This window comes from Pseudomonas brassicacearum, assembly GCF_003732265.1.
GTDB classification, from domain to species: domain Bacteria; phylum Pseudomonadota; class Gammaproteobacteria; order Pseudomonadales; family Pseudomonadaceae; genus Aquipseudomonas; species Aquipseudomonas brassicacearum_D.
On record NZ_MOBK01000017.1, the window covers coordinates 25,423 to 46,166 of the forward strand.

Genomic DNA, 20,744 nt, shown 5'->3' on the forward strand with positions numbered 1-20,744 from the left:
CCGTGAAATACACATCATCGCGTCACGAGGTCGCCCCATGAGTTCCCGCCTGGATTACTACAGCGCGTCGCCCAAAGCGATGAAAGCGATGATTGCCATGGAAGCCTTGACCAGCAACCTCAGTATCGAACCCGCGCTGCTGCACCTGATCAAGATCCGCGCCTCGCAGCTCAACGGCTGCGCCTTCTGCACCGACATGCACTCGGTGGACGCACGGCGCCTGGGCGAGACCGATCGACGCTTGTACTCAATCGTCGTGTGGCGCGACAGCGGCTTTTTCAACCCTCGGGAACGAGCGGCGCTGGCCTGGACCGAAGCGGTGACGCTGCTGTCTGAAAGCCACGTGCCAGACGACGTGTTCGCTCTGGCGAGGGAGCAATTCAGCGAAGCCGAACTGGTCGATTTGACGATTGCCGTGACCACCATCAACAGCTGGAATCGCCTGGCGGTGAGTTTTCGACAAACCCCCGGCGGCTGAATCGATTATCCGCGCCGGTGTCACATCAGGTTCATAAACGCTGCGCAGGATGAGGTTTTCAAGGATCGATCGACAGGGAGTCACAGATGTCATTGATGGAATCCACCTATGCTGCCGGCATCGACCCGGTGCTGGCGCAGTCCTTCCGGGTGAGCGCCCGCTGCGGGTGCTTCATGCAGGCGGCTCGCAGCCTCAATATCAAGTCCACGCAGTTGCGCAAACACCTGGCGCAGCTTGAGTCGCAATTGCAGTGTTCGCTGTTCAATCACCAGGACAATGGCCTGGCCCTGAGTCGTGAAGGCTTGGCGCTTCAGGCGCAGCTGATCGCGCTGGCCCATGAGCGTGATGCACCGGTGATCGAACAACCGCTGATTCGCCTGGCGGTGGCCGAGTCGATCCTGCATGACATTCTCGGCCGTGATCTGGTCGCCTTGTTGCGCCGCAACGCCAGCGTACGCCTGGACATCATCACTCTCGATAGTGAGCTGAGTCTGCAGGCGATCAGCGCCGATGTGGTGCTGTGGCTGGCTGGCACGGATTCGCCGTTGCCGGGGCCGAGTTTTGCGGTCAGCGAGCCCCAGCGTCTGGCGCGTCTGGAGTATCTGCCGCATATCGCGAAACGCTATTCGCGGGTCGCGGCGCGGCCGGACAGCCTCGATGACCTGGCCGACTTCATGCTCGTGCAATGGCAGCATGACCGTCAGGTCGAGAGTTTTCGGCCGTGGAACAGCGTGGTGGATCAGCGTCAGGCCGGCGTGGTGCAGTTGCATTCCTATGAACTGATGCTGGAGATGATCCGCTGCAGTGCCTGCATCGGACTGTTGCCGCGCTACATCAGCCAGTTTGATCGGGGGTTGATTGCGTTGCCTGAACTGTTCGAGCAGCCGATGCAGCGTCAGGTGTGGATGGCGGTGAATGCCGACACGAAAGGGCAGGCGGATGTGCAGATGATCGTCGAGCTGATCCACAACACCTTCAACGAGCGCCGGGAGTGGTTCGAGAACTGACCACGGTCAAAAATGTGGGAGCGGGCTTGCTCGCGAAGGCGGTGTGTCATTAAACATCAATGGCGACTGACACACCGCCTTCGCGAGCAAGTCGAATCGTCGCACCGCCGCTCCCACAGGGAATGTCGCCATGCTGGGAGAAAGCGTTGTAGAGTTGGCGGCCATATGTGCATCAAGGATGAATCACCCATGCCCGCCACCAAACCGGTCATCACCCTCGAACGTTTCAGCGAATCCCACATCGAGGGCGTCACCGCGCTCTACAACGACCCGGCCATTACCCGTCAGGTCCTGCAAATGCCGTTTCAATCCACCGAGATCTGGCGCCAACGCCTGGGATCGGATAACGAACGGCTGGTGAAGCTGGTCGCGCTGCATCAGGGCACGGTCATCGGCCACATTGGCCTGGAACAGTTCTCGCGGATCCGCCGCGGCCATGCCGGCAGTTTCGGCATGGGCGTCGCGGTGGCATGGCAGGGCAAAGGCGTGGGTTCGACGCTGTTGGCGGCGGTGCTGGACATCGCCGATAACTGGATGAACCTGCAACGGGTCGAGCTTTCGGTGTACGCCGACAACGAAGCGGCCATCGGTCTGTACCGAAAGTTCGGTTTCGAGACCGAAGGCCTGTTCCGCGACTACGCCGTGCGTGACGGCCGACTGGTCGACACCTTGAGCATGGCGCGTCTGCGCCGCACGCTAAACACCGATTGACTCAGTCGCCCAGTGCGAACGCCACCGCCGCCTGCGCATGCAGTCCGGTGGTGTCGAGCAGGGGCAGGGCGCTGTGCTCGGGTTTGATCAGCATGCCGATTTCCGTGCAACCGAGGATGATCGCTTGGGCGCCGCGCCGGGTCAGCGATTCGATCACCTGCTGATAGACCTTGCGCGATGTCTCGCTGATCACCCCGACGCACAACTCGTCGTAGATGATCCGGTGTACGGCGTTGCGTTCCTCGGCTTCCGGTACCAGCACGGTCAAACCCATCGCGCTCAGGCGATCCTTGAGAAAATCCTGCTCCATGGTGAACGCGGTCCCGAGTAACCCGACTTTCAGCGCACCGGCATCCACCGCCGCCTGACCGGCCGGGTCGGCGATGTGCAGGAACGGAACAGTGATCGCGGCCTGAATCTGCCCGGCCACCTTGTGCATGGTGTTGGTACACAGCACCACACACTCGGCGCCGCCGGCCTCGAGCCGCCGCGCCGCATCCACCAGAATCGACGCCGCATCGTCCCAGCGCCCGGCATGCTGGGCCTGTTCGACAGGCCCGAAGTCGACGCTGTACATTAGCAACTGCGCCGAACGCAACGGCCCGAGACGGTCACGAACCTGTTGATTGATGAGGCGATAGTATTCGGCGCTGGACTCCCAGCTCATACCGCCAATAAGGCCGATGGTGCGCATGCGGTGCTCCCTGTGAAATGGCTAACTTGCGAGAGTATCCCGTGGATCTTGAAGGTCATCTATCAGGAAATTTCACATGCCCGGTGTGCTGAGCCAGCCCTTGCTGGGCGGCAGGGTTTGCCTGCAACTGTTGCCCCGTGCGGCCTACAGCGTTCGCGATCCGGCGCAGTCGTTGACCCTGGGCGTGACGCTTGAACGCCAGCAAGGCGTGCACGCCATTGATTCAGACCGGCGGGTGGACTTCGATACCTTGCCCGGTGTGCTGGCGTTCACGCCGGTGGGCGTCGAGGTGTTTTCCGAATCGGCGGGCGGTGGTGAGTACCTGTTGCTGCGTCTCGATGAGCCGTTTGCTGGTGAGATGCTACCAGACGTCAGCCAGCGAGTTCAGTCAGCCGGTGATCGACAAGCGCTGACGTTGGCACGCGAGATCCGACGCCTGTTGCTCACCCCGCAACCCGATCTGATGGCGCTTGAACAAGCCGTCCTGGGCCTGATTGACCAAGCGCCTGTGACGACTCAAAGCAGATCGGATGCCAAAGCGTTCACCCCGGTGCTGGACCAGATCGCCGAACAGTTCCATGAGCCGCTGACGCTGGACCAGTTGGCCGCCACTTATGGGCACAATGAGCTGCGATTTTTGCGCGACTTCACCCGGGTCATGGGCCTGACACCGCATGCATATCTGGTTGAGGTGCGCCTGCAAGCCGCCCGACGGATGATCGAACACACGGACCTGCCCTTGGCCAGAATCGCCCTGGACACCGGTTTCGCCCATCAGTCGCACATGGGCAGCGTTTTTCGCAAACACCTGGCCATGACCCCCAGCCAATACCGCTCGCGCTTTTAGTCGTACATCGGCGGCCGGCATCTGCCATGCTCAATGTCCGCAGCACCGCTCCAACAAAGGAACACCGCAATGGACGACGTACAACAATTGGGCGAAATGCTTCGCCACTACGCAGACAGCGAAGCGCACAAAAAGCAGACGTTCGAGTCGCAATCGGCGCTGTGGGCAACGCGTATCGGTGAGCTGTTCGATCAGATCCAGCAGTGGCTGGAACCGGTCCAGGCGCCGAACCTGCTGGAGGTGAGCCGCGAGGCGTATGTGGCCTCGGGGCCGAGCGTGCCGGTGGAGACGTCGCCATTCAAGACCGAGAAACTGTCCATTGTGATTGCCGGAAAACCGGTGGAGTTTGTGCCGGACGTGATGGGCGTTGGCGGTCAGATTTCCCTGGCGGTGATGGGGCTGACGGCGGCTCGCTATGGCAGCGTTTCGCTGGTGTGCCTGCCGCCGTCGACCAGTTGGCAGTGGCGTAAGACCAATGGTTTGAAAGACCCGGACACGTTTGCGTTCGATGCGAATTTTCTGGCGCAGCAGTTGCAGAGCCTGATCCCGCGTGATCGCGGCCAAGTCCTCCCTGATTAACCCAATCCCCCCTTGTGGGAGCGGGCTTGCTCGCGAATGCGGTGTGTCATTCAACATCAAGGGTGACTGACACACCGCATTCGCGAGCAAGCCCGCTCCCACATTGGTTAGGTGGTGGGTCAGATTTTGAGGTTGCCCCAGCCGGGCTTTGTCACTTCTGGTGCGACTGCCTTCACCTTCTTTCCGGTGGCCAATTCCACCCGTCGCGCCACCTCGGGATCATCCGCAAACGGAATCAGACTGGCATCCTCCAGGCTCTGCGTCGTCTCCCGCCTCAGGCAATACTCAACCCCGAGCCAAAGCCCCAGCACCGCCATCACGTTCAATAACACCTCAAACATTCCAGGCTCCTTGCCTCAGGCAATCTGCGCTTCACGTTCTGCCATCGCCACGTCGGCAACGCGCACGGTTCGCCAGGTGTTGTAGGCCATCAGCAGCATGCCGCTGAGGAAGAACACCCCGCCGGTAAAGCGCACCACATACCCCGGATGGCTGGCCTGCAAGGCTTCGACGAACGAATACGTCAACGTGCCGTCGTCGTTGACCGCGCGCCACATCAGGCCTTGGGTGATGCCGTTGACCCACATCGAGGCGATGTAGAGCACGGTGCCGATGGTCGCCAGCCAGAAGTGCGCGTTGATCAGGCCGATGCTGTGCATCTGCTCACGGCCAAAGACTTTCGGCACCATGTGGTAGACCGCGCCGAACGTAATCATCGCCACCCAACCGAGTGCCCCGGCGTGGACGTGGCCGATGGTCCAGTCGGTGTAGTGGGAGAGGGCGTTGACGGTCTTGATCGCCATCATCGGCCCCTCGAAGGTCGACATGCCGTAGAAGGCCAGGGACAACACCAGAAACCGCAGGATCGGGTCGGTGCGCAACTTATGCCAGGCGCCCGAGAGCGTCATCATGCCGTTGATCATCCCGCCCCAGCTCGGCGCCAGCAGGATCAGCGACATCGCCATGCCCAAAGACTGCGCCCAGTCCGGCAACGCGGTGTAGTGCAAATGGTGCGGGCCGGCCCAGATGTACAGGGTAATCAGCGCCCAGAAATGCACGATGGACAGGCGATAGGAATACACCGGCCGCCCGACCTGTTTCGGCACGAAGTAGTACATCATCCCGAGGAACCCGGTGGTCAGGAAAAAGCCCACCGCGTTATGGCCATACCACCACTGGACCATGGCGTCGGTCGCCCCGGAATACACCGGATAGGATTTGAACCAGTCCACCGGAATCGACAGGTGGTTGACCACGTGCAACATCGCGATCACCACGATGAACGCGCCGAAGAACCAGTTGCCGACGTAAATGTGTTTGGTCTTGCGCTGCACCACGGTGGTGAAGAACACGATGGCGTAAGCGACCCAGACCACGGTCATCCACACAGCGCCGCTGAATTCGATCTCGGCGTATTCCTTGGTGGTGGTGTAGCCCAGCGGTAGGGTGACCAGCATGATCACGATCACCGATTGCCAGCCCCAGAACGTGAACGCGGCGAGGGTGTCGGAGTACAGCCGCACCTGGCAGGTGCGCTGTACCGCGTAGTAACTGGCGGCGAACTGCGCGCTGCCGGCAAAGCCGAAGATCACTAGGCTGGTGTGCAAAGGTCGTAAGCGGCCAAAGGTGGTCCACGGCAGGTCGAGGTTCATCTCGGGCCATACCAGTTGCGAGGCGATCCACACCCCCATCGCCATCCCCACGACACCCCAGACAATGGTTGCCACGATGAATTGGCGGACGACCTTGTAGTTATAGGCCTGTCCGATTGGTGCTGTGCTCATGGTCAATGCTTCCACGGTTGCAAAGGCTTGCACTGTAGAAACCCCGTCGGAAACAAAACAGACTCAGGACAACTTCATTTATGCGGATCAGATTCTAGGCAGCCCTGCGGTCATCCGCCGCAATCTGATATGGTTTTTTAGCGTTCAGGTGAATCTGTAACGCGCTGCGCCGCAGGTCCATAGTCCCCCTCACAAACGGTATCGGCCGCAGAGCCCGATCCATCCTGATGAGGTAGCCACATGTATCAGTACGATGACTATGACCGGGCCCTGGTCTTCGAGCGGGTTGCGCAGTTTCGCGATCAGGTCGAACGCTTCCTGGCCGGCGAGTTGAGCGAAGAGGAGTTTCTGCCGTTGCGTTTGCAGAACGGCCTCTACCTGCAAAAACACGCCTACATGCTGCGCGTGGCGATTCCGTATGGCACGTTGAGCGCCGCGCAACTGCGCACGCTGGCGAGCATCGCTCGCGATTACGATCGCGGCTACGGCCACTTCACCACGCGGCAGAACATGCAGTTCAACTGGATCGAACTGGCCCAGGTGCCAGACATCCTCGAACGCCTGGCCGAGGTCGAAATGCACGCGATCCAGACGTCCGGCAACTGTGTGCGCAACATCACCACCGAAGCGTTTGCCGGCGTCGCGGAGGACGAACTGCTGGACCCGCGCCCATTCGCCGAGATCTTGCGGCAGTGGTCGACCATCAACCCGGAATTCCTGTACCTGCCCCGCAAGTTCAAGATCGCCATCTGCTCGGCGGAGCAGGACCGGGCAGCGATCATGATGCATGACATCGGCCTGTACCTTTATCGCGATGACGACGGGCAGATGCTGTTGCGGGTGATCGTCGGTGGCGGTCTGGGGCGCACGCCGATCCTCGGCCTGCAGATTCGCGAGGGGTTGCCGTGGCAGCATTTGCTGTCTTACGTCGAAGCAGTGCTGCGGGTCTATAACCGCTACGGTCGACGGGACAACAAGTACAAGGCGCGGATTAAGATCCTGGTCAAAGCCTTGGGGATCGAAACCTTTGCCAAGGAAGTGGAGGAGGAGTGGCAGCACCTCATGGACGGCCCGGCGCAGTTGACCGAGGCTGAATATGAGCGGGTCGCCAGTGCCTTCGTGCCGCCCGATTACCGCTCACTGCCCGACGTCGACCTCGCGTTTGGTACGCGCATGGCGGACAACCCGGCCTTCGCCCGTTGGGTCGCGCGCAACGTTCAGCCGCACAAGGTGGCGGGTTATACCAGTGCGGTGTTGTCGACCAAACCCGGCATCGCCTCGCCACCGGGTGACGTGACGGACGCGCAAATGACTGCGGTGGCCGAGTGGTCCGAGCGGTTTGGTTTCGGCGAGATTCGCATCGCCCATGAACAGAATATTGTGCTGCCGGACGTGCCCAAGGCTGATCTCTATGCGCTGTGGTGCCTGGCGAACGAGCAGGGGCTGGGCTGCGCCAACATCGGTCTGCTCACCGACATCATTGCCTGCCCCGGTGGCGACTTCTGTGCGCTGGCCAACGCCAAATCGATCCCGATCACCCATGCCATTCAAGCGCGTTTCGAGGATCTCGATTACCTCCACGACCTGGGCGACATCAGCCTCAACATCTCGGGCTGCATGAATGCCTGCGGCCACCACCACATCGGCAACATCGGCATTCTGGGCGTCGATAAAAACGGCAGCGAGTGGTACCAGATCACCCTCGGCGGCAGTCAGGGCAAGAACAGCGCACTGGGCAAAGTCATCGGCCCGTCCTTCAGTGCCGCTGAAGTGCCCGAGGTCATCGAGCGCATCGTTCACACCTTTGTCAGCTACCGCGAGAGCGAAGAACTGTTCGTCGATACCTTGCAACGCATTGGACTGGAGCCGTTCAAGGAGCAGGTGTATCCGAAAGTGCTGGAGGAGCCGGCATGAACAACTTGCTGCGACTGGAGGAGGGTGTGGCGCGGATTGTGGCTGACGATCCGTGGCTTCTGGTCAGAAGCCCGGAAGACGAGTTGCCTGCAGGTTCGCTGATTTTGCCGTTGAGCCGCTGGCTGAAAAATCCCTTTGGGCATGCGGTGTGGCTGGGGCCCGACGATGAAGTGGAAAGCCTCAAGCCGTGGTTGCCAATACTGCCGTTGATTGCCCTGGATTTTCCGAGCTTTCGTGACGGCCGTGGCTACAGCCAGGCGTACCTGCTGCGCACTCGCCTGGGCTGGACCGGCGAACTGCGCGCGGTCGGTGATGTGCTGCGCGACCAACTCAGCCACATGCGCCAATGCGGCTTCGACAGCTTTGCGGTGCGCGAAGACAAATCGGCCGAGGATGCATTGAAGGGGTTGGCGGGGATGAGCGTGTTGTACGGTCGTTCGGCGATAGAACCGCGACCGTTGTTCAGACGACGCTGAATTCAGGCGTGTGTTTTAGCTTGGGGCAATGATGGCATTTTGGTAAAGTCCGCGGCTTGTCAGGGAGCAAGTGAAGAAAGGAGTCTGGTGTGAGTGCGGGCAAAAAGATTTTAGGGCTGATATCGCTAGTGCTGATGCTGGCCCTGTGGGCCAGTTACGTTTATGTGTTCAAGGACAACCGCGACGGGCTGTTGGGTGGCGCCTTCGACAGCACGGCCTGGTGCGGCACGCCACCGGCCAGTGACGGTGCGGCGCTGGGCAAGGATCAACTGACCTTGCGTATCAGCAACAACCTGCGCGGTGAGTTCATGCTCAGCGGCGCGATAGTGGTTTCCGAACGCACGTTCAACCGCTACGACCTGGCGCGCAACGAGCTGCGCCTGCGTCTGGAACCCTTGCAATGGTCGTACGGCGTCACGCCGATTTTCCTTGAACAGGTCAGGATCCAGCCACTGACGCGAAACCTGTCATCGCTGAACAAAAGCGCCTATGCCGAACTCGAACCCCGCCCCATCGGCGTACAGGGGCGGGCGGCGGACTTCCCGTTCGACACTTACCGCTACGGCTACAAACCGGTGCTGTATTACCTCAAGGGTAACGATCGCATCGACCTCAAGTTCAAGCACATCACCACCAGCATGGAGATGTCGAACACCTTCACGCCGATCCAGAAGTACAACCGCGCGGAATACATCAACGAGAAAAACTCGCTGGCGCGTGAGGAAGACTACAAGCCTTATGCGGCCAATGAGTGTGCGTTCAGTGTCGAGCGCAAGGGCTCGTTCAAGATGATCGTCTTGATGCTGCTGCTGGTGATCGGCCTGCCGTTGCTGCATGTGTTTTATCGCGATGAACCGGGCATCGACTTTCTGGCGACGCTGGTCAGCATCGGGGCGATTCGGGTGTTGCTGGTGGGGCCGTTGAATGACTTCCAGCTGTACAAAATCGACTTTCTGTTTGCCGGGGTGATTTTGCTGGTGGGCACGGTGTCGCTGATCAAGGCGATGCGAGCCAACAGTCGGCGGGAGTTGGCGTTGAAGAGTGGTTCATCCTGGTAATCCGACGGTCGATGTAGCAGCTGCCGAGCCTGCGAGGCTGCGTTCGGCGACGAAGTCGTCGTGAAATCAGACGATGCGGTTTACAGGAAAACCGCGTCCGCCGGGTTTACGACGACTTCGTCGCCGAACGCAGCCTCGCAGGCTCGACAGCTGCTACAGGCGTAGCGTATCGAGGGCTACTTCAACGCCGGATCACCCATGTTCATTTTCTTCCAGCCCTGCAACAGCACCTGCGCTTTCGGTTCCTGCCCGTTGCCCAGGTAGTACTGGATCAACGTCAGCCGCGCATTGCGGTTGGCCGGTTGTACTTTCAGCAGGCGCTCCAGCACTTCGCAAGCCTCTTCAACCTTGCCGCTGTCATGCAACGCCACGGCCAGCACGTAGCCGTATTGCGCGTTCTGCGGTTCCAGTTGTGCGGCTTTACGCAGCGCCGACATGGCCTGGTCCGATTTGCCGGCACGCACCAGCGACAAGCCCTGGGTATGCTGCAGCAGCGCGGCGTCCGGGTGGTCTTTTAGCCCTTGGGCCAGCAGCGTCTGCGCCTCCTGGCTACGACCATTGCCTTCGAGCCATTGCGCAAGCGTCACCAGCGCCGGGTAGAAGTCCGGATCGCGCTTGAGCGCCGTGCGCAAATACGGCTCGACCTCGTCATTACGGCCGCTGGCCTGATAGAGCATCGCCAGGTTGAGGTTGGCTTCGGCCCGTTCCAGCAGGCTCTTCTGGGCCGCTTCATACTCGGCAATCGCCGCATTCCACTTCGTCTGGGCAGCGCCCAAACCGCTCCGGGCGGCACCCAGCAGGTCCCGGGCTGCGGCAATGCGAACCGCCAGCACCGGGTCTGTCAGCAACGGCGTCAACAGCGGCGCCCGCTCAGGTGGCGGCAGGAACGCGCTGATGGCGCGCACCGCACTTTCACGTACCTGTGGCGCCGGGTTGCTCAGGTCCTTGGTCGCTAGTTTCAACGCCTGTTCACTCGGGTACAGCGGCAACTCGGCGAGCAGGGTGGCCCGCTGAATCGCCGGCAAGTTGCTGCGTTGCAGCTGCTCATACAAGGCTTGAGCCGCGCCGGGCTGACCGTTGCGAATCAACCACAGGCTTTCGTCGTAACGCGGCGCCTGTGCGGTTGGTGCGCTGTTCCACAGTTTGAATTGCTCGGTGACTTTGTCGCCGTCCTTGCCCTGGTGACAGGTAAGGCAGGCGTCCGGGGTGCCGAGTTTTTTCGCCCGCTCCGGGTTGGGGATGCTGAAGCTGTGGTCATGCCGGAAGTCATTGCCCATGTAGAACTTGCCGGGCATATGGCAATCCACGCACTGCGAGCCTGGCTGACCCATGGTGTGGCGGGTGTGCTCGATGGAATCGTAGTTTTTTGCCTGCAGGCCTTTGCCGTCGACGCCTTCCACCGGCGTTTTGCCCGCGGTGTTGTGGCATTGCAGGCAAACGCCGTTGCCCGGCGCCTTGAGTTCAGTGCTGTGCGGGTTGTGGCAATTGCTGCAGCGCACGCCTTTGTCGAACATTTTGCTTTGGGCAAACGAGCCGTGTTCAAACACCTCGTCCTTGATCTTGCCGTCCAGCGCATACAACTCGCGGGTCAGGGGGCTCGGCAGGTACTCATCCATCAGGCGTTTGCCGACGGTGTAGCCATCGCTCAGCGGTGCGCGGCGCGAATGGCAGCGGGCGCAGGTTTCGATCTCGACCGTCGCGTTCTTGTCCTTGAGGACGACGGCAAACCCGGCGTGAATCAAATCACCCTTTTTCGCCGTCCATTCCAGATGATTGGAGGCCGGGCCGTGGCACGCCTGGCAGCCGACGCCGAGGCTGTTCCATTGGCTGTCGAAGGTGTTTTTCGCGGCATCGAAATTACGTTTGTAGCCCGTGGTGTGGCACTCGACGCACATGAAGTTGGCGTTCTGGCTCGGTTTGCTCCAGTGCAACGGGTTCTTGAAGTTCACGCCCTGTCCCGGATAGAGGTGGAACCAGCGGTTTTTCTCGGTATCCCAGGCCACGCCCAAGGGTTGCAAGCGACCTTCGCCCACTTCGATCAGGTATTGCTGCAACGGCGCGATGCCAAAGGTATAGGCCACTTTGTAGTCGGCGTTCTTGCCATCGATTCCCGGCGTGTTGACCCAGAAGCCGTCGTCCTTGCGTGAGAAAACGGTGGTTTCGTTTTCCGCCTTGAAGGTGACGTTATTGAAGTCGCCCAGCATTGTCTCGGCATTGGCCGCCTGCATCGCCAATTGGTGATGGGAACCTTTCCAGTCCTTGACCTGCTCGCTGTGGCAGCCCTGGCATTGTTGCTCGTCGACCATCTTTGCCGGCGCCATCGCGACCGGTTGCGGTTTGGCCGGTTGCGCAACAGGGGCAGTGACAGGTACGGGCTTCAACGGGGCTGGCGTGCTGCTGAACAGAAACCAGCCAATGCCGATGACCGCCAACAGCAGTGCACCGATGGTCACGGGAAAGAGGTAGCGATTAATCAGGTTCGGTGGCGCATCAGAGTTGGGGTTTTTGGCTTTGTTTTTATGTGTCGGCATTGCGACTTCCGTAGTCCAGGTGCGTTTGCCTTGAGGCCCGCGATCAAGCTGAATGCAGCTTTGACGTATGCCGGGCTTCTGTCAAATGACGGTTGCGAGAGAGTCCTCAGCATTAGATGAAATTTATGTTTTTTTTAAGTTTTTTATCGCGAAATACCTATAACTCCAACCGCCTTTGCACTAGGGTGTTCGCCCTTCAAAACAGGAGTTCAAGCATGAAGTTTGCGTTAATGATGAGCACGTTGTGCATCGCCACAATCGCGGTGACGGGGTGTGCGAGCAAGGTCGTCGAACCGGAGCACTATTCCGGCTTCCTCAAGGATTACAGCCAGCTCCAGGAAGCCAAGTCGCCGTCCGGCGCAACCGTGATGCGCTGGGTCGATCCTTCGCTGGATGTCAGCAAGTTCACCAGCGTCTATATCGAACCGACCCAGCTCTACCCGGCACCCCAGCCTACAGTGAAAATCCCCCAGGCCACGCTGAGCGGGATCACCGGTTATTACGACCAGGCGCTGAAGCGTGAAATGGCCAAGTCGCTGCCATTGGCCGCCGGCCCAGGCCCTGGCGTGATGGTGGTGCGTGCCGCCATTACCGCTGTCAGCAGCAAGACCGAAGGTTTGAAGCCTTACGAAGTGATCCCGATCGCGCTGGTCGCCGCGGCGGTAAGCACTGCCAGCGGTATTCGTGATCAGGAAACCGACCTGGCCACCGAAGCGGCGTTTATCGATGGTGGCAGCAATAAAGTCATCGCGCAGGTCGTGCGCAAGGGCACCGGCAAGCCGCTGGAAAATGATGCGCAGGTGATGAAGGCGGATGATGTCAAAGGCGTGATGGATGGCTGGGCGTCGGATTTGAATCAGTCGTATAAGACGCTCAAATCCAAATAATGCGCTGAGGCGGATGGCCTCTTCGCGAGCAAGTCGAATCGTCGCACCGCTGCTCCCACACGGGATCTGTGTAAACCAAAATCCGATGTGGGAGCGATGGAATAGCCGTTTGTTGCGGTCTAGCGTTACGCTCCTTTACTTCCCTTGCTCGGGTGCGGCGGCGTCATAGGGATAGATCCGGCGCCATTCGGCAGCCATGTCCACGACCGTCCAGTCACGTGTTTTTGCTTCGTCGAGGGCCTTGTCCAGCCGTCCGATGTCGGACTGGCGGTCGTAGGCCCATTCGCGTTTGGCGTCGGTGTGGTGTACCAGCCCCATGAATCGCTTGCCAGGTCCTGCGGCGGTCCATTGCAGCATCTGCAAGTCGCCGTCGGAGTTGCCGAAGGCGAGGATCGGCCGCTTGCCGATGACCGCGTCGATGCTTTCCGGTTTGCCCGGGCCGTCATCGTTGTGGGCCAGTTTCGGCGTGCGCAGGATCGAGGCCTTGCCGTCCTTGTATTGGTACGCCGTGACAAATGTGGTGCCGATTACCTGTTCCGGCGGGATGCCGTAGACCTTCTCGGCAAAGGCGCGCATGAACGCCGTGTCACCGCCGGAGACGATGTAAGTCTTGAAGTTCTGTTCGCGCAGGTAGTCGAGCATTTCCAGCATCGGCTGGAACACCATCTCGGTGAACAACTTGCCGGTTTTCGGGTGCTTGGCCTGGCTCAGCCAGGTCTTGGCGTAGTCATCGAAGGCTTCGGTGGTCATCCCGGTGTGGGTCGCCCCGAAGATTTTCATGATGCCGCCCATGCCGGAGGCGGCCAGCGCCTTGTGATCGTTTTCCAGAACGGCCTGGAACGGCTGGGTGGTTTTCCATTCCGGGTGTTGTGGCGCGGTGCGCTTGACTTCTTCGAGCGCAAACAAAAACTCGAAGTACATTGGCTGCTCGCTCCACAAGGTACCGTCATTGTCGAACACCGCGACGCGGTCTTCGGGTTTGACGAAGTCCTTGCTGGATTGGTCGGTGACGGCCTGGACGAACTCGATGATGTGCTTCTTCGACGGGCCGTCGTTCCACGAGGGCAGTGGTTCGGCTGCTTGCGCGAGCAACGGCAGGGCTAGCGCGAAGAGCAGTGTCAGCCCGAAGCGGTGGCGGATCGATCTCGGGTTCGTCATGGGAAATCCTTTTTTGGTGAGCAGGGTTTACCGGTCGTAATGCCCAAGCATGCGAGGCCTGCCGATGTTCGGCCTGACTATGCAGCGTAGCCAAGGAATCCTTAAGTTGCTGCAGTGCCTGATCTTTGTTTGGTGCGCGACCGAAACGGGCGCGAAGCAGGTCTTGCAGTCTAGGGGAGGCTCAGCGTTTTTTCGCCTGCGCACGAATCCGTTCTTCTTGCTCGCGCAGTTCCGGGGTGAACTCGGCACCAAAATCCTCAGCCTCGAATATCTGACGAATCTCGATCTCTGCGTCGGTGCCCGGCATCGGGTTCGGGCATCGCTTGACCCAGTCGATAGCCTCTTGTTTCGACTGCACCTGCCAGATCCAGTATCCGGCGATCAGCTCCTTGGTTTCGGCGAACGGGCCGTCGATGACGGTGCGTTTGTCACCCGAAAAGCACACGCGTGCGCCTTTGCTGCTGGGGTGCAGGCCTTCGCCTTCGAGCATGATGCCGGCTTTGACCAGTTCTTCGTTGTAGTTGCCCATGGCGGTCAGCAGTTCTTCGGTGGGCATCACGCCGGCTTCGGAATCCTGGCTGGCTTTGATGATGATCATGAATCGCATGGTGTTATCTCCGGTGGGGGTGGGGGGATTCATCTGTAGTCGAATGACCGAATCATGAATCGACAGCGTCGCTAAAAAAAACGCTACCCACCTTCACACAGCCGCATCTCCGGAGCAGTCGACAGCTGAGATCGCATTCGAAGTAAATCCAGCGCGATAGCTATGTACCGCACCCCACCACTGCGCCATCGACATGCTGTGCCCTACAGACAAGGAGTGACTGTATGGCACAGCAAATACATAACGATGGATCGTCAGGGAGTGTCGTCATCAGGTCGGGGCCGCCAGCGTCAAGTGGTGGTTCCGGTGGGGGGATTGGCGGCGGGGTTTCAGGTGGGTTCGGTAGCACTAGCAAGAAAAAGCGCAAGGCGCGTAAGCGAGCGCTGGAAGCTCATCGTCAGGCACAGGAAAAAAAGCGTGTTGATGCTGACGCGCAAACCCAAGTTCAAGCCCAAGCACAAGCAGAGGCCGCACAGGCCCAGGCAGCCGCAGCGCAGGCTCAAGAACAAGCTCGCGTCCATGCCCTGAATCAGTTTCTTGGCGGTTTGGCGCAGCGCTATGACGCGATCAGAGCCGACGTTGACCGCAGCTTTGCGGCCAAGACCGCACAACTGACGCAAGCCCTTGAGCATGAAATCTCTGGTGCGCGGAGACCACCCGACATCGACCGGAGCGAGCGTTGGCAGCTTTACACCATTACCAGGGAAAAAAGCCAAATCGACGGGCTCATCGCCCGTAAGACTGCACAACTCAATGCAAAGAATGCAGTTGCCCGTGCCTTCGATGGACAGGATCCAACCACACGCACCTCCAGCGATTACCTGGCACGACTGGGCGAGTTTGGCCAAGCCCTGAATGAAGGGCACCAAATCTGGGAAAACGCCTACAACGCGGCCCACGAAGCCCGGCTTCTGTCAGCGCAGATAAACACGCTTACGGACAAATCCCATGCGTTGGCCAGACATCATGCCGAGCAGACTGTTGTCTGGCGTGAACGGGAAGCCCTGTGGGAGCGAAATCGGCAGTACGCCGAGCAGCGTGATGCGCGAGTGCGGTTCAAGCAGCGGACTGATGAAGACCGGCGGGTTGAACGGGGCAGGCTGGCCAACACGCTGACCGTGCCTGTGGCGGCAACCGCCGCCGGTGGAATGTTTTTGACCCGCGCGGGAGTGCTCGTTGCTCCGGACGTAGCCGCGGGAATTGAAGCCGCATTCAAGGTCGCAGGCAGTCACCTTGTCGATTTTGCTCGCATTGCAGTCAGGACAGGCCCGGTGTTTGTCACCGCAATGGTCTACTCGCCGACGTTGGGCGATGGCGAGTTGACTCCCGAGCAACGCAGGCGCCTGTTTCATTCGGTTGGTGTGCCGGCGCAAGCACTGGGACTTTCTGACAGTCGTGCACTGCAATCACTCGCAGAGGCGGGCGGGTCGGTTGAAGTGCCCTATCGGTTCAAGGCCGAAACGGTGCTGGAGGGCACCGCGATCATTGCCGTGAGCACAGGAGGCGAGATTGACGCCCATGTACCGGTCGTCAACGCGGTATTCGATCCGCTGACGGGGATCTATAGCGCCGAAATCCCCGGATCACCCATCAGGCACCTGCAATTCACGCCGGAAGTGCCCGCTCTGGCGGCTACGACAAGTCAAGCCGGGTTGGCGGTGATAACGCCGCAGGTTCAGGACATCCCGGAAGGTCTCGATTTACGTATTCAGGATTGCATTGTCTGCGTGCCGGGCCTTGCGCCGACTTACTTCACATTCGGCTTACCCGTCATGGGGTCTGGTGTCGTCACCGGTATCGGCGAGCCGGCCGGTGCTGACTGGTGGAAAACCACTGGCCGGGCGAACGGGGCGGCTATTCCGGTACAGATTGGCGACCAGTTCCGAGGCCGGGAATTCAACTCGTTCGGGGCCTTTGATGAAGCGCTGTGGCGAACGGTTGGCGAGTCGCCGGCGCTGGTAGCCGAATTTGATGAGGTGAATAAAAAACGCATCGAACAAGGCTTCGCGCCCTATGCGCCGAAAAGTACCTGGGTTGGGGAAAGGCGCGAATTCGAACTGCGATACCAGGAACTCGTTGAGCTGGGTGAGAACCCCTACAACCTCGACAGAATCAGCATTACCACGCCGCAAAGCACCCAAGGGCGGCCGGGTATCACGCCTGCGGTTCTACCTTGGCCGATTCGACCTGTGGGTGTTGGCACATGGACACCGCTCGTGCCGCCAGGGGCGGAAAGCCTCGGTCCTACAACTTCACCCTTCATACCGACTGTTCCGGTGGTTTATCCCGGCACTCCAACCATCCCGGTCCTACCCCAAAACGAGACGTTTCCGGCTGTCGACGAAGGGCTGATCGGTGCCAATATCCCTGGGTATCCGGCGGATATGGAACTGCCTTCGTCGGATGTTCTGTTTCTTGATCGGCGGGATGATCCAGGGGTTGCTACAGGTTTGGGGGCTGATGCCTCAGCGGTCTGGCTTGGGGGGGACGCGAGGGGAGTGGGTGCGCCTATCCCTTCCCATATTGCGGATCAATTGCGAGGAAAGGCATTCAGTAATTTTCATGGGTTCAGGCGGGCGTTTTGGAGGGCTGTTGCGGCAGACGCTGAATTGAGTCGGCAGTTCGTTGGAGTGAATTTAGGCCGAATGCGGAATGGGTCCGCCCCTTTCTCTGCTGCTGTGGATCAAGTGGGGGGCCGTAAAGCTTTTGAACTGCATCATGACGTTGAAGTTTCAAAAGGGGGCGATGTTTACGGCTTGGATAACCTCTCTGTGATGACGCCTAAACGCCATATTCAATTACACAAAGGGAGAAATGCTAATGATTTTTAAAGAGAGGCTAACGGACTACACAGAGGCAGAGTTCTTGTTGTTTTTGAGGGAGCTTTTCCACCAGACAAGTGGTTTGAAAGGACGGGCGCTGGAGGAGTATCTGGATAGGCTCGTTGATCATTTTGAAATGGTCACCGAACACCCAGACCGCTCAGACGTCATCTTCTACCCAAAAGAAGGCCGGGAGGACAGCCCCGAAGCCATCCTCAAAGAAGTCAAAGAATGGCGCGCACTCAACAACAAACCCGGCTTTAAACCCGAGTGATGCGATCCCTCAATGCGTAGAAATCATCTGCTCATGATCCATGAGCAGATGCCATTGCCCGACAGTTGTTAAGTGTCACAGACATAAGGAAACCAAGGATGGAACTTAAAGCAGCGCTCAAGGATTACACCGAACCGGAATTTCAAACCTTGGTAAACAGGATTTGGGCCGTTGATATGCCCAAGCGAGGTCACGATCAACTGATCAACCACTTTGACCGAATCGTCGGCCATCCTGAGGGTGCTGACCTGCTGTTTTACTCAAGAGATGAATACAACTCGAACTCCCCTGAATGGGTCGTCGGTTACGTCAAGCAATGGTGGCAACAACATGGCGTCCCTGCGTTCAAGGGACAGAGTGCGGCAGTTACCGCGCCCATGACGTACGTGCCGCTAAGCCCCGCGCAGATGGCGCAGCAACGAGCGCTCCTGAGCCTGGCAGGCGTTCAAAGAATCGTCGCGGAACTGGCGGTATCCGAGCAAGTGATTGAAACCGCTCTCGGCCTTCTTGAGCAACGAATCAAGCACCTGCATGACCAGCAGGTCAATGAAGTGAATACCATCGAACGCGAGGCGAGTCTCCGGGCGCTGGAAGTGGCCGAGTACGAGGCGCGCAAGGCTGCGCATCAGTATGGGTACTGGAAATCGAGCATCGAGTTCACCAAGAGCGCCGCCCTGCGCGATGTGACTGACGCTCGGTCAGATCAGGCACAGTGGCAAAGTATCGCGCAACAGATCAGCGCTACCCATGAGCGGTACGCAGGGAATTTGATCGCGATCAACCAGCGTCTGCTGCGCTTGCAAGTTCAGGCTGAAGCATTGCTGGTCCTGGCACAGGCTCGACTTGTCCATCAGCGCCATAAAGAGGGGGTTGGCCCGACCCAGGCGCCCGGTCTGCTTGTTGCTTACCTTGCCTTTGCCAAGGTGCGCCCCAGTATTTTGCTCAACGGTGCCTTGTCGCAGCCACTGGAAACCCATTGGGTGGCCCTGCAAAAATCCATTCGTTCGGCGATGGCAGAGTTCACGTGGCAACTAACGAATGAAACCGCGACCCTTACAGGTCAGTACGCAGCCGTCCTGCGGTTTGAGTTCGTCAGTCGTGCCGAAACCGAGATGTATGGGTTGAGTGTGCCCCTGGCCGAACTTCACCCCATAGAAGGGCAGGACTGGCAAGGTCTGGCGAAGTCGAAAGCTGAAATCGACATGCGCTTCAGAATGAACAGCGGTAGCTACTCCGTTCCGCACGGCACCCTGTCTCGAGGACTGAGACAGATACAGACGCTGTTACAGATAGCCCTGAGGCCGACCAATGGAACGAAAGTGCGGGTACGCGAGGCTATTTGGGATGATCAACTGAATGCCTTTTGCTTCACCACGGACGCAGCGGTACCGGTTACCGTCAGTTGGGTGTCGCCGGACGTACTTGAAACCCCTGCTGACTTGGCACCTGCCTCCGAAAGCAAGTTGGGATTCCTCGTGTCGGCACCCGTGCCTGTACTCGACGTGATCAACGATATTGAATCGGTTCAGTTCGATGACTATGTCGTCGTCTTCCCGAGCAATTCAGGGCTGGACCCGCTCTACGTCATGTTCAGGGATAAGCGCGAGTATCCCGTGATTGCGATTGCTGAAATCACACCCTGACACGACCTTCGCTCACGATCTTGTTGCTAATCTGCCATTCGGCCAGACAAAGGAATGTTGCCCTCTATGCCTGTTTTGGAACGGACTACCCTGATCCCCAACCGCACACCGGAGTTTGTACTCGACTTCTGTCTGGAGGGCCTCAATTTCCCGAAGATTTTCCCGGAGCGAATCACACTGCTGAGTGATATCGACCTGAGTAACCTGCGCATCGAAGCCGGGCGCCAGTTCCGTTTTCGACACTGGATGTTCAATGCCATTCCAGTGACCTGGACCGTGATGATCCGTGAGGTGGGTGACCATCATTTCATCGATGAAATGGTCGAGGGGCCAATGGCTGCCTTTCGTCATGAACATCGAGTGATGGCTGGGGAGGGCGGTACGCTGTACACCGACCGTGTCACTTATGCGGCGATTGGTGGCGCAGCCTTGGAGTGGTTGCTGGTCAATGGTTACATGCGCCGAATCTTCGAAGCCCGGCATCGCAACATGTTGAGGTTGCTGGCTTGATGTGACGGTTTTTGTGTTGCGTGTGAGCGTTGTATCCAATTCCGTGGGCAACACTTCACAATTTGTATCTGGGCATAGGTCGTCGGACCATTTCGTGGTTAACTTCGGCCTCTTCAAAATTCTCCACATCAACGTTCAGAAGGACTCCGTTCATGGCTCAAGTCACTCTTAAAGGCAACCCGGTTCAAGTCAACGGCCAACTGCCACAAGCCGGTTCCAAGGCGCCAGCCTTTTCCCTGGTCGCCGGCAATCTGTCCGACGTGACCCTGGCGAGCTTCGCCGGCAAGCGCAAAGTGCTGAACATCTTCCCAAGCGTCGACACCCCGACCTGCGCTACTTCGGTTCGCAAGTTCAACGCCCAGGCCAACGATGTCGCCAACACCGTTGTGCTGTGCATCTCCGCTGACCTGCCGTTCGCCCAGGCACGCTTCTGCGGCGCCGAAGGCCTGGAAAACGTACAGAACCTGTCGACCCTGCGCGGTGCCGAGTTCATCGAGAACTACGGCGTTGCCATCGCTGACGGTCCGCTCAAAGGCCTGACCGCCCGCGCGGTCGTGGTTCTGGACGAAAACGACAACGTGCTGCACAGCGAACTGGTCAAGGAAATCGCTGAAGAACCGAACTACGAAGCAGCACTCGCCGTTCTGAAATAAGCGACGTCATTACAATTGTTAACGGCCTGGCCCTGCCCAGGCCGTTTTCATTTGTGATTCAGTGTCTTGCCCAAACATCCTGTTACGTAAGCCGAAGGTAAATTGCCGGTA

The 20,744-nt window shown here is 59.1% G+C and carries 20 protein-coding genes; 14 read left to right on the plus strand and 6 right to left on the minus strand.

Annotated elements, in window-relative coordinates:
- Positions 1-37: 37 nt before the first annotated feature.
- The 3 genes from BK660_RS28735 (at position 38) to BK660_RS28750 (ending at position 2,196) form a co-directional block, all read left to right on the plus strand.
- Positions 38-478: a carboxymuconolactone decarboxylase family protein gene (locus tag BK660_RS28735; RefSeq protein ID WP_027923433.1), complete on the plus strand. Its 441-nt coding sequence runs from the start codon at positions 38-40 to the stop codon at positions 476-478.
- A gap of 86 nt (positions 479-564) precedes the next feature.
- The gene (locus BK660_RS28740) at positions 565-1,485 is read left to right on the plus strand and encodes a LysR family transcriptional regulator (RefSeq protein WP_123436206.1); all 921 of its coding nucleotides are present in this window, start codon (positions 565-567) and stop codon (positions 1,483-1,485) included.
- Positions 1,486-1,674: 189 nt separating this feature from the next.
- Positions 1,675-2,196, plus strand: coding sequence for a GNAT family N-acetyltransferase (locus tag BK660_RS28750; protein WP_123436207.1), 522 nt, complete (start codon positions 1,675-1,677; stop codon positions 2,194-2,196).
- A gap of 1 nt (position 2,197) precedes the next feature.
- Here BK660_RS28750 and BK660_RS28755 read toward each other — a convergent pair whose 3' ends face one another.
- Entirely contained in the window at positions 2,198-2,890 is a 693-nt protein-coding gene (locus BK660_RS28755) for an aspartate/glutamate racemase family protein (RefSeq protein ID WP_123436208.1), read from the minus strand.
- Between the two features lie 76 nt (positions 2,891-2,966).
- Between BK660_RS28755 and BK660_RS28760 the strand changes: the two genes are divergently transcribed.
- Entirely contained in the window at positions 2,967-3,737 is a 771-nt protein-coding gene (locus BK660_RS28760) for a helix-turn-helix domain-containing protein (protein ID WP_123436209.1), read from the plus strand.
- A 69-nt stretch (positions 3,738-3,806) separates the two neighbouring features.
- The gene (locus BK660_RS28765) at positions 3,807-4,316 is read left to right on the plus strand and encodes a hypothetical protein (RefSeq protein ID WP_123436210.1); all 510 of its coding nucleotides are present in this window, start codon (positions 3,807-3,809) and stop codon (positions 4,314-4,316) included.
- Between the two features lie 119 nt (positions 4,317-4,435).
- On the opposite strand, the gene BK660_RS28770 is transcribed toward BK660_RS28765, so the two are convergent.
- Positions 4,436-4,657, minus strand: coding sequence for a cbb3-type cytochrome c oxidase subunit 3 (locus tag BK660_RS28770; protein ID WP_123436211.1), 222 nt, complete (start codon positions 4,655-4,657; stop codon positions 4,436-4,438).
- A gap of 15 nt (positions 4,658-4,672) precedes the next feature.
- The gene (gene ccoN, locus BK660_RS28775; protein ID WP_123436212.1) at positions 4,673-6,100 is read right to left on the minus strand and encodes a cytochrome-c oxidase, cbb3-type subunit I; all 1,428 of its coding nucleotides are present in this window, start codon (positions 6,098-6,100) and stop codon (positions 4,673-4,675) included.
- Between the two features lie 240 nt (positions 6,101-6,340).
- Here ccoN and BK660_RS28785 point away from each other — a divergent pair, with 240 nt between their 5' ends.
- From BK660_RS28785 to BK660_RS28795, 3 genes are all read left to right on the plus strand, one after another.
- A complete protein-coding gene (locus tag BK660_RS28785; RefSeq protein WP_123436213.1) occupies positions 6,341-8,014 on the plus strand; it encodes a nitrite/sulfite reductase in 1,674 nt (557 codons plus the stop codon).
- Complete coding sequence (locus tag BK660_RS28790) at positions 8,011-8,490, plus strand: DUF934 domain-containing protein (RefSeq protein ID WP_123436214.1); 480 nt, start codon at positions 8,011-8,013, stop codon at positions 8,488-8,490. Before BK660_RS28785 ends, BK660_RS28790 begins: the two co-directional genes overlap by 4 nt.
- 89 nt (positions 8,491-8,579) lie before the next feature.
- Positions 8,580-9,548, plus strand: coding sequence for a hypothetical protein (locus BK660_RS28795; protein ID WP_123436215.1), 969 nt, complete (start codon positions 8,580-8,582; stop codon positions 9,546-9,548).
- Between the two features lie 176 nt (positions 9,549-9,724).
- Here the strand turns inward: BK660_RS28795 and BK660_RS28800 are convergent, their stop codons facing one another.
- Positions 9,725-12,079: a tetratricopeptide repeat protein gene (locus tag BK660_RS28800; protein ID WP_123436216.1), complete on the minus strand. Its 2,355-nt coding sequence runs from the start codon at positions 12,077-12,079 to the stop codon at positions 9,725-9,727.
- Between the two features lie 215 nt (positions 12,080-12,294).
- Here BK660_RS28800 and BK660_RS28805 point away from each other — a divergent pair, with 215 nt between their 5' ends.
- Positions 12,295-12,966, plus strand: coding sequence for a DUF3313 domain-containing protein (locus BK660_RS28805; protein ID WP_123436217.1), 672 nt, complete (start codon positions 12,295-12,297; stop codon positions 12,964-12,966).
- Between the two features lie 135 nt (positions 12,967-13,101).
- Here BK660_RS28805 and BK660_RS28810 read toward each other — a convergent pair whose 3' ends face one another.
- Both BK660_RS28810 and BK660_RS28815 read right to left on the minus strand, forming a co-directional pair.
- Positions 13,102-14,124 carry an HAD family hydrolase gene (locus tag BK660_RS28810; protein WP_123436218.1) on the minus strand — a complete coding sequence of 341 codons (1,023 nt, stop codon included), beginning with the start codon at positions 14,122-14,124 and terminating at the stop codon, positions 13,102-13,104.
- Between the two features lie 181 nt (positions 14,125-14,305).
- Positions 14,306-14,731: a YciI family protein gene (locus BK660_RS28815; protein ID WP_123436219.1), complete on the minus strand. Its 426-nt coding sequence runs from the start codon at positions 14,729-14,731 to the stop codon at positions 14,306-14,308.
- Between the two features lie 224 nt (positions 14,732-14,955).
- Here BK660_RS28815 and BK660_RS28820 point away from each other — a divergent pair, with 224 nt between their 5' ends.
- The 5 genes from BK660_RS28820 to tpx all read left to right on the plus strand — a co-directional run bounded on the left by BK660_RS28820 (position 14,956) and on the right by tpx (position 20,633).
- Positions 14,956-17,562, plus strand: coding sequence for an S-type pyocin domain-containing protein (locus BK660_RS28820; RefSeq protein ID WP_123436220.1), 2,607 nt, complete (start codon positions 14,956-14,958; stop codon positions 17,560-17,562).
- Entirely contained in the window at positions 17,552-17,827 is a 276-nt protein-coding gene (locus tag BK660_RS28825) for a bacteriocin immunity protein (protein ID WP_123436221.1), read from the plus strand. The genes BK660_RS28820 and BK660_RS28825 overlap by 11 nt, the downstream gene beginning before the upstream one ends.
- A 98-nt stretch (positions 17,828-17,925) precedes the next feature.
- Positions 17,926-19,470, plus strand: a complete 1,545-nt coding sequence (locus tag BK660_RS28830) for a bacteriocin immunity protein (RefSeq protein WP_123436222.1) — start codon at positions 17,926-17,928, stop codon at positions 19,468-19,470.
- A gap of 66 nt (positions 19,471-19,536) precedes the next feature.
- Positions 19,537-19,980: an SRPBCC family protein gene (locus BK660_RS28835; protein ID WP_123436223.1), complete on the plus strand. Its 444-nt coding sequence runs from the start codon at positions 19,537-19,539 to the stop codon at positions 19,978-19,980.
- A gap of 152 nt (positions 19,981-20,132) precedes the next feature.
- Complete coding sequence (gene tpx, locus BK660_RS28840) at positions 20,133-20,633, plus strand: thiol peroxidase (RefSeq protein ID WP_008030203.1); 501 nt, start codon at positions 20,133-20,135, stop codon at positions 20,631-20,633.
- Positions 20,634-20,744 lie beyond the last annotated feature (111 nt).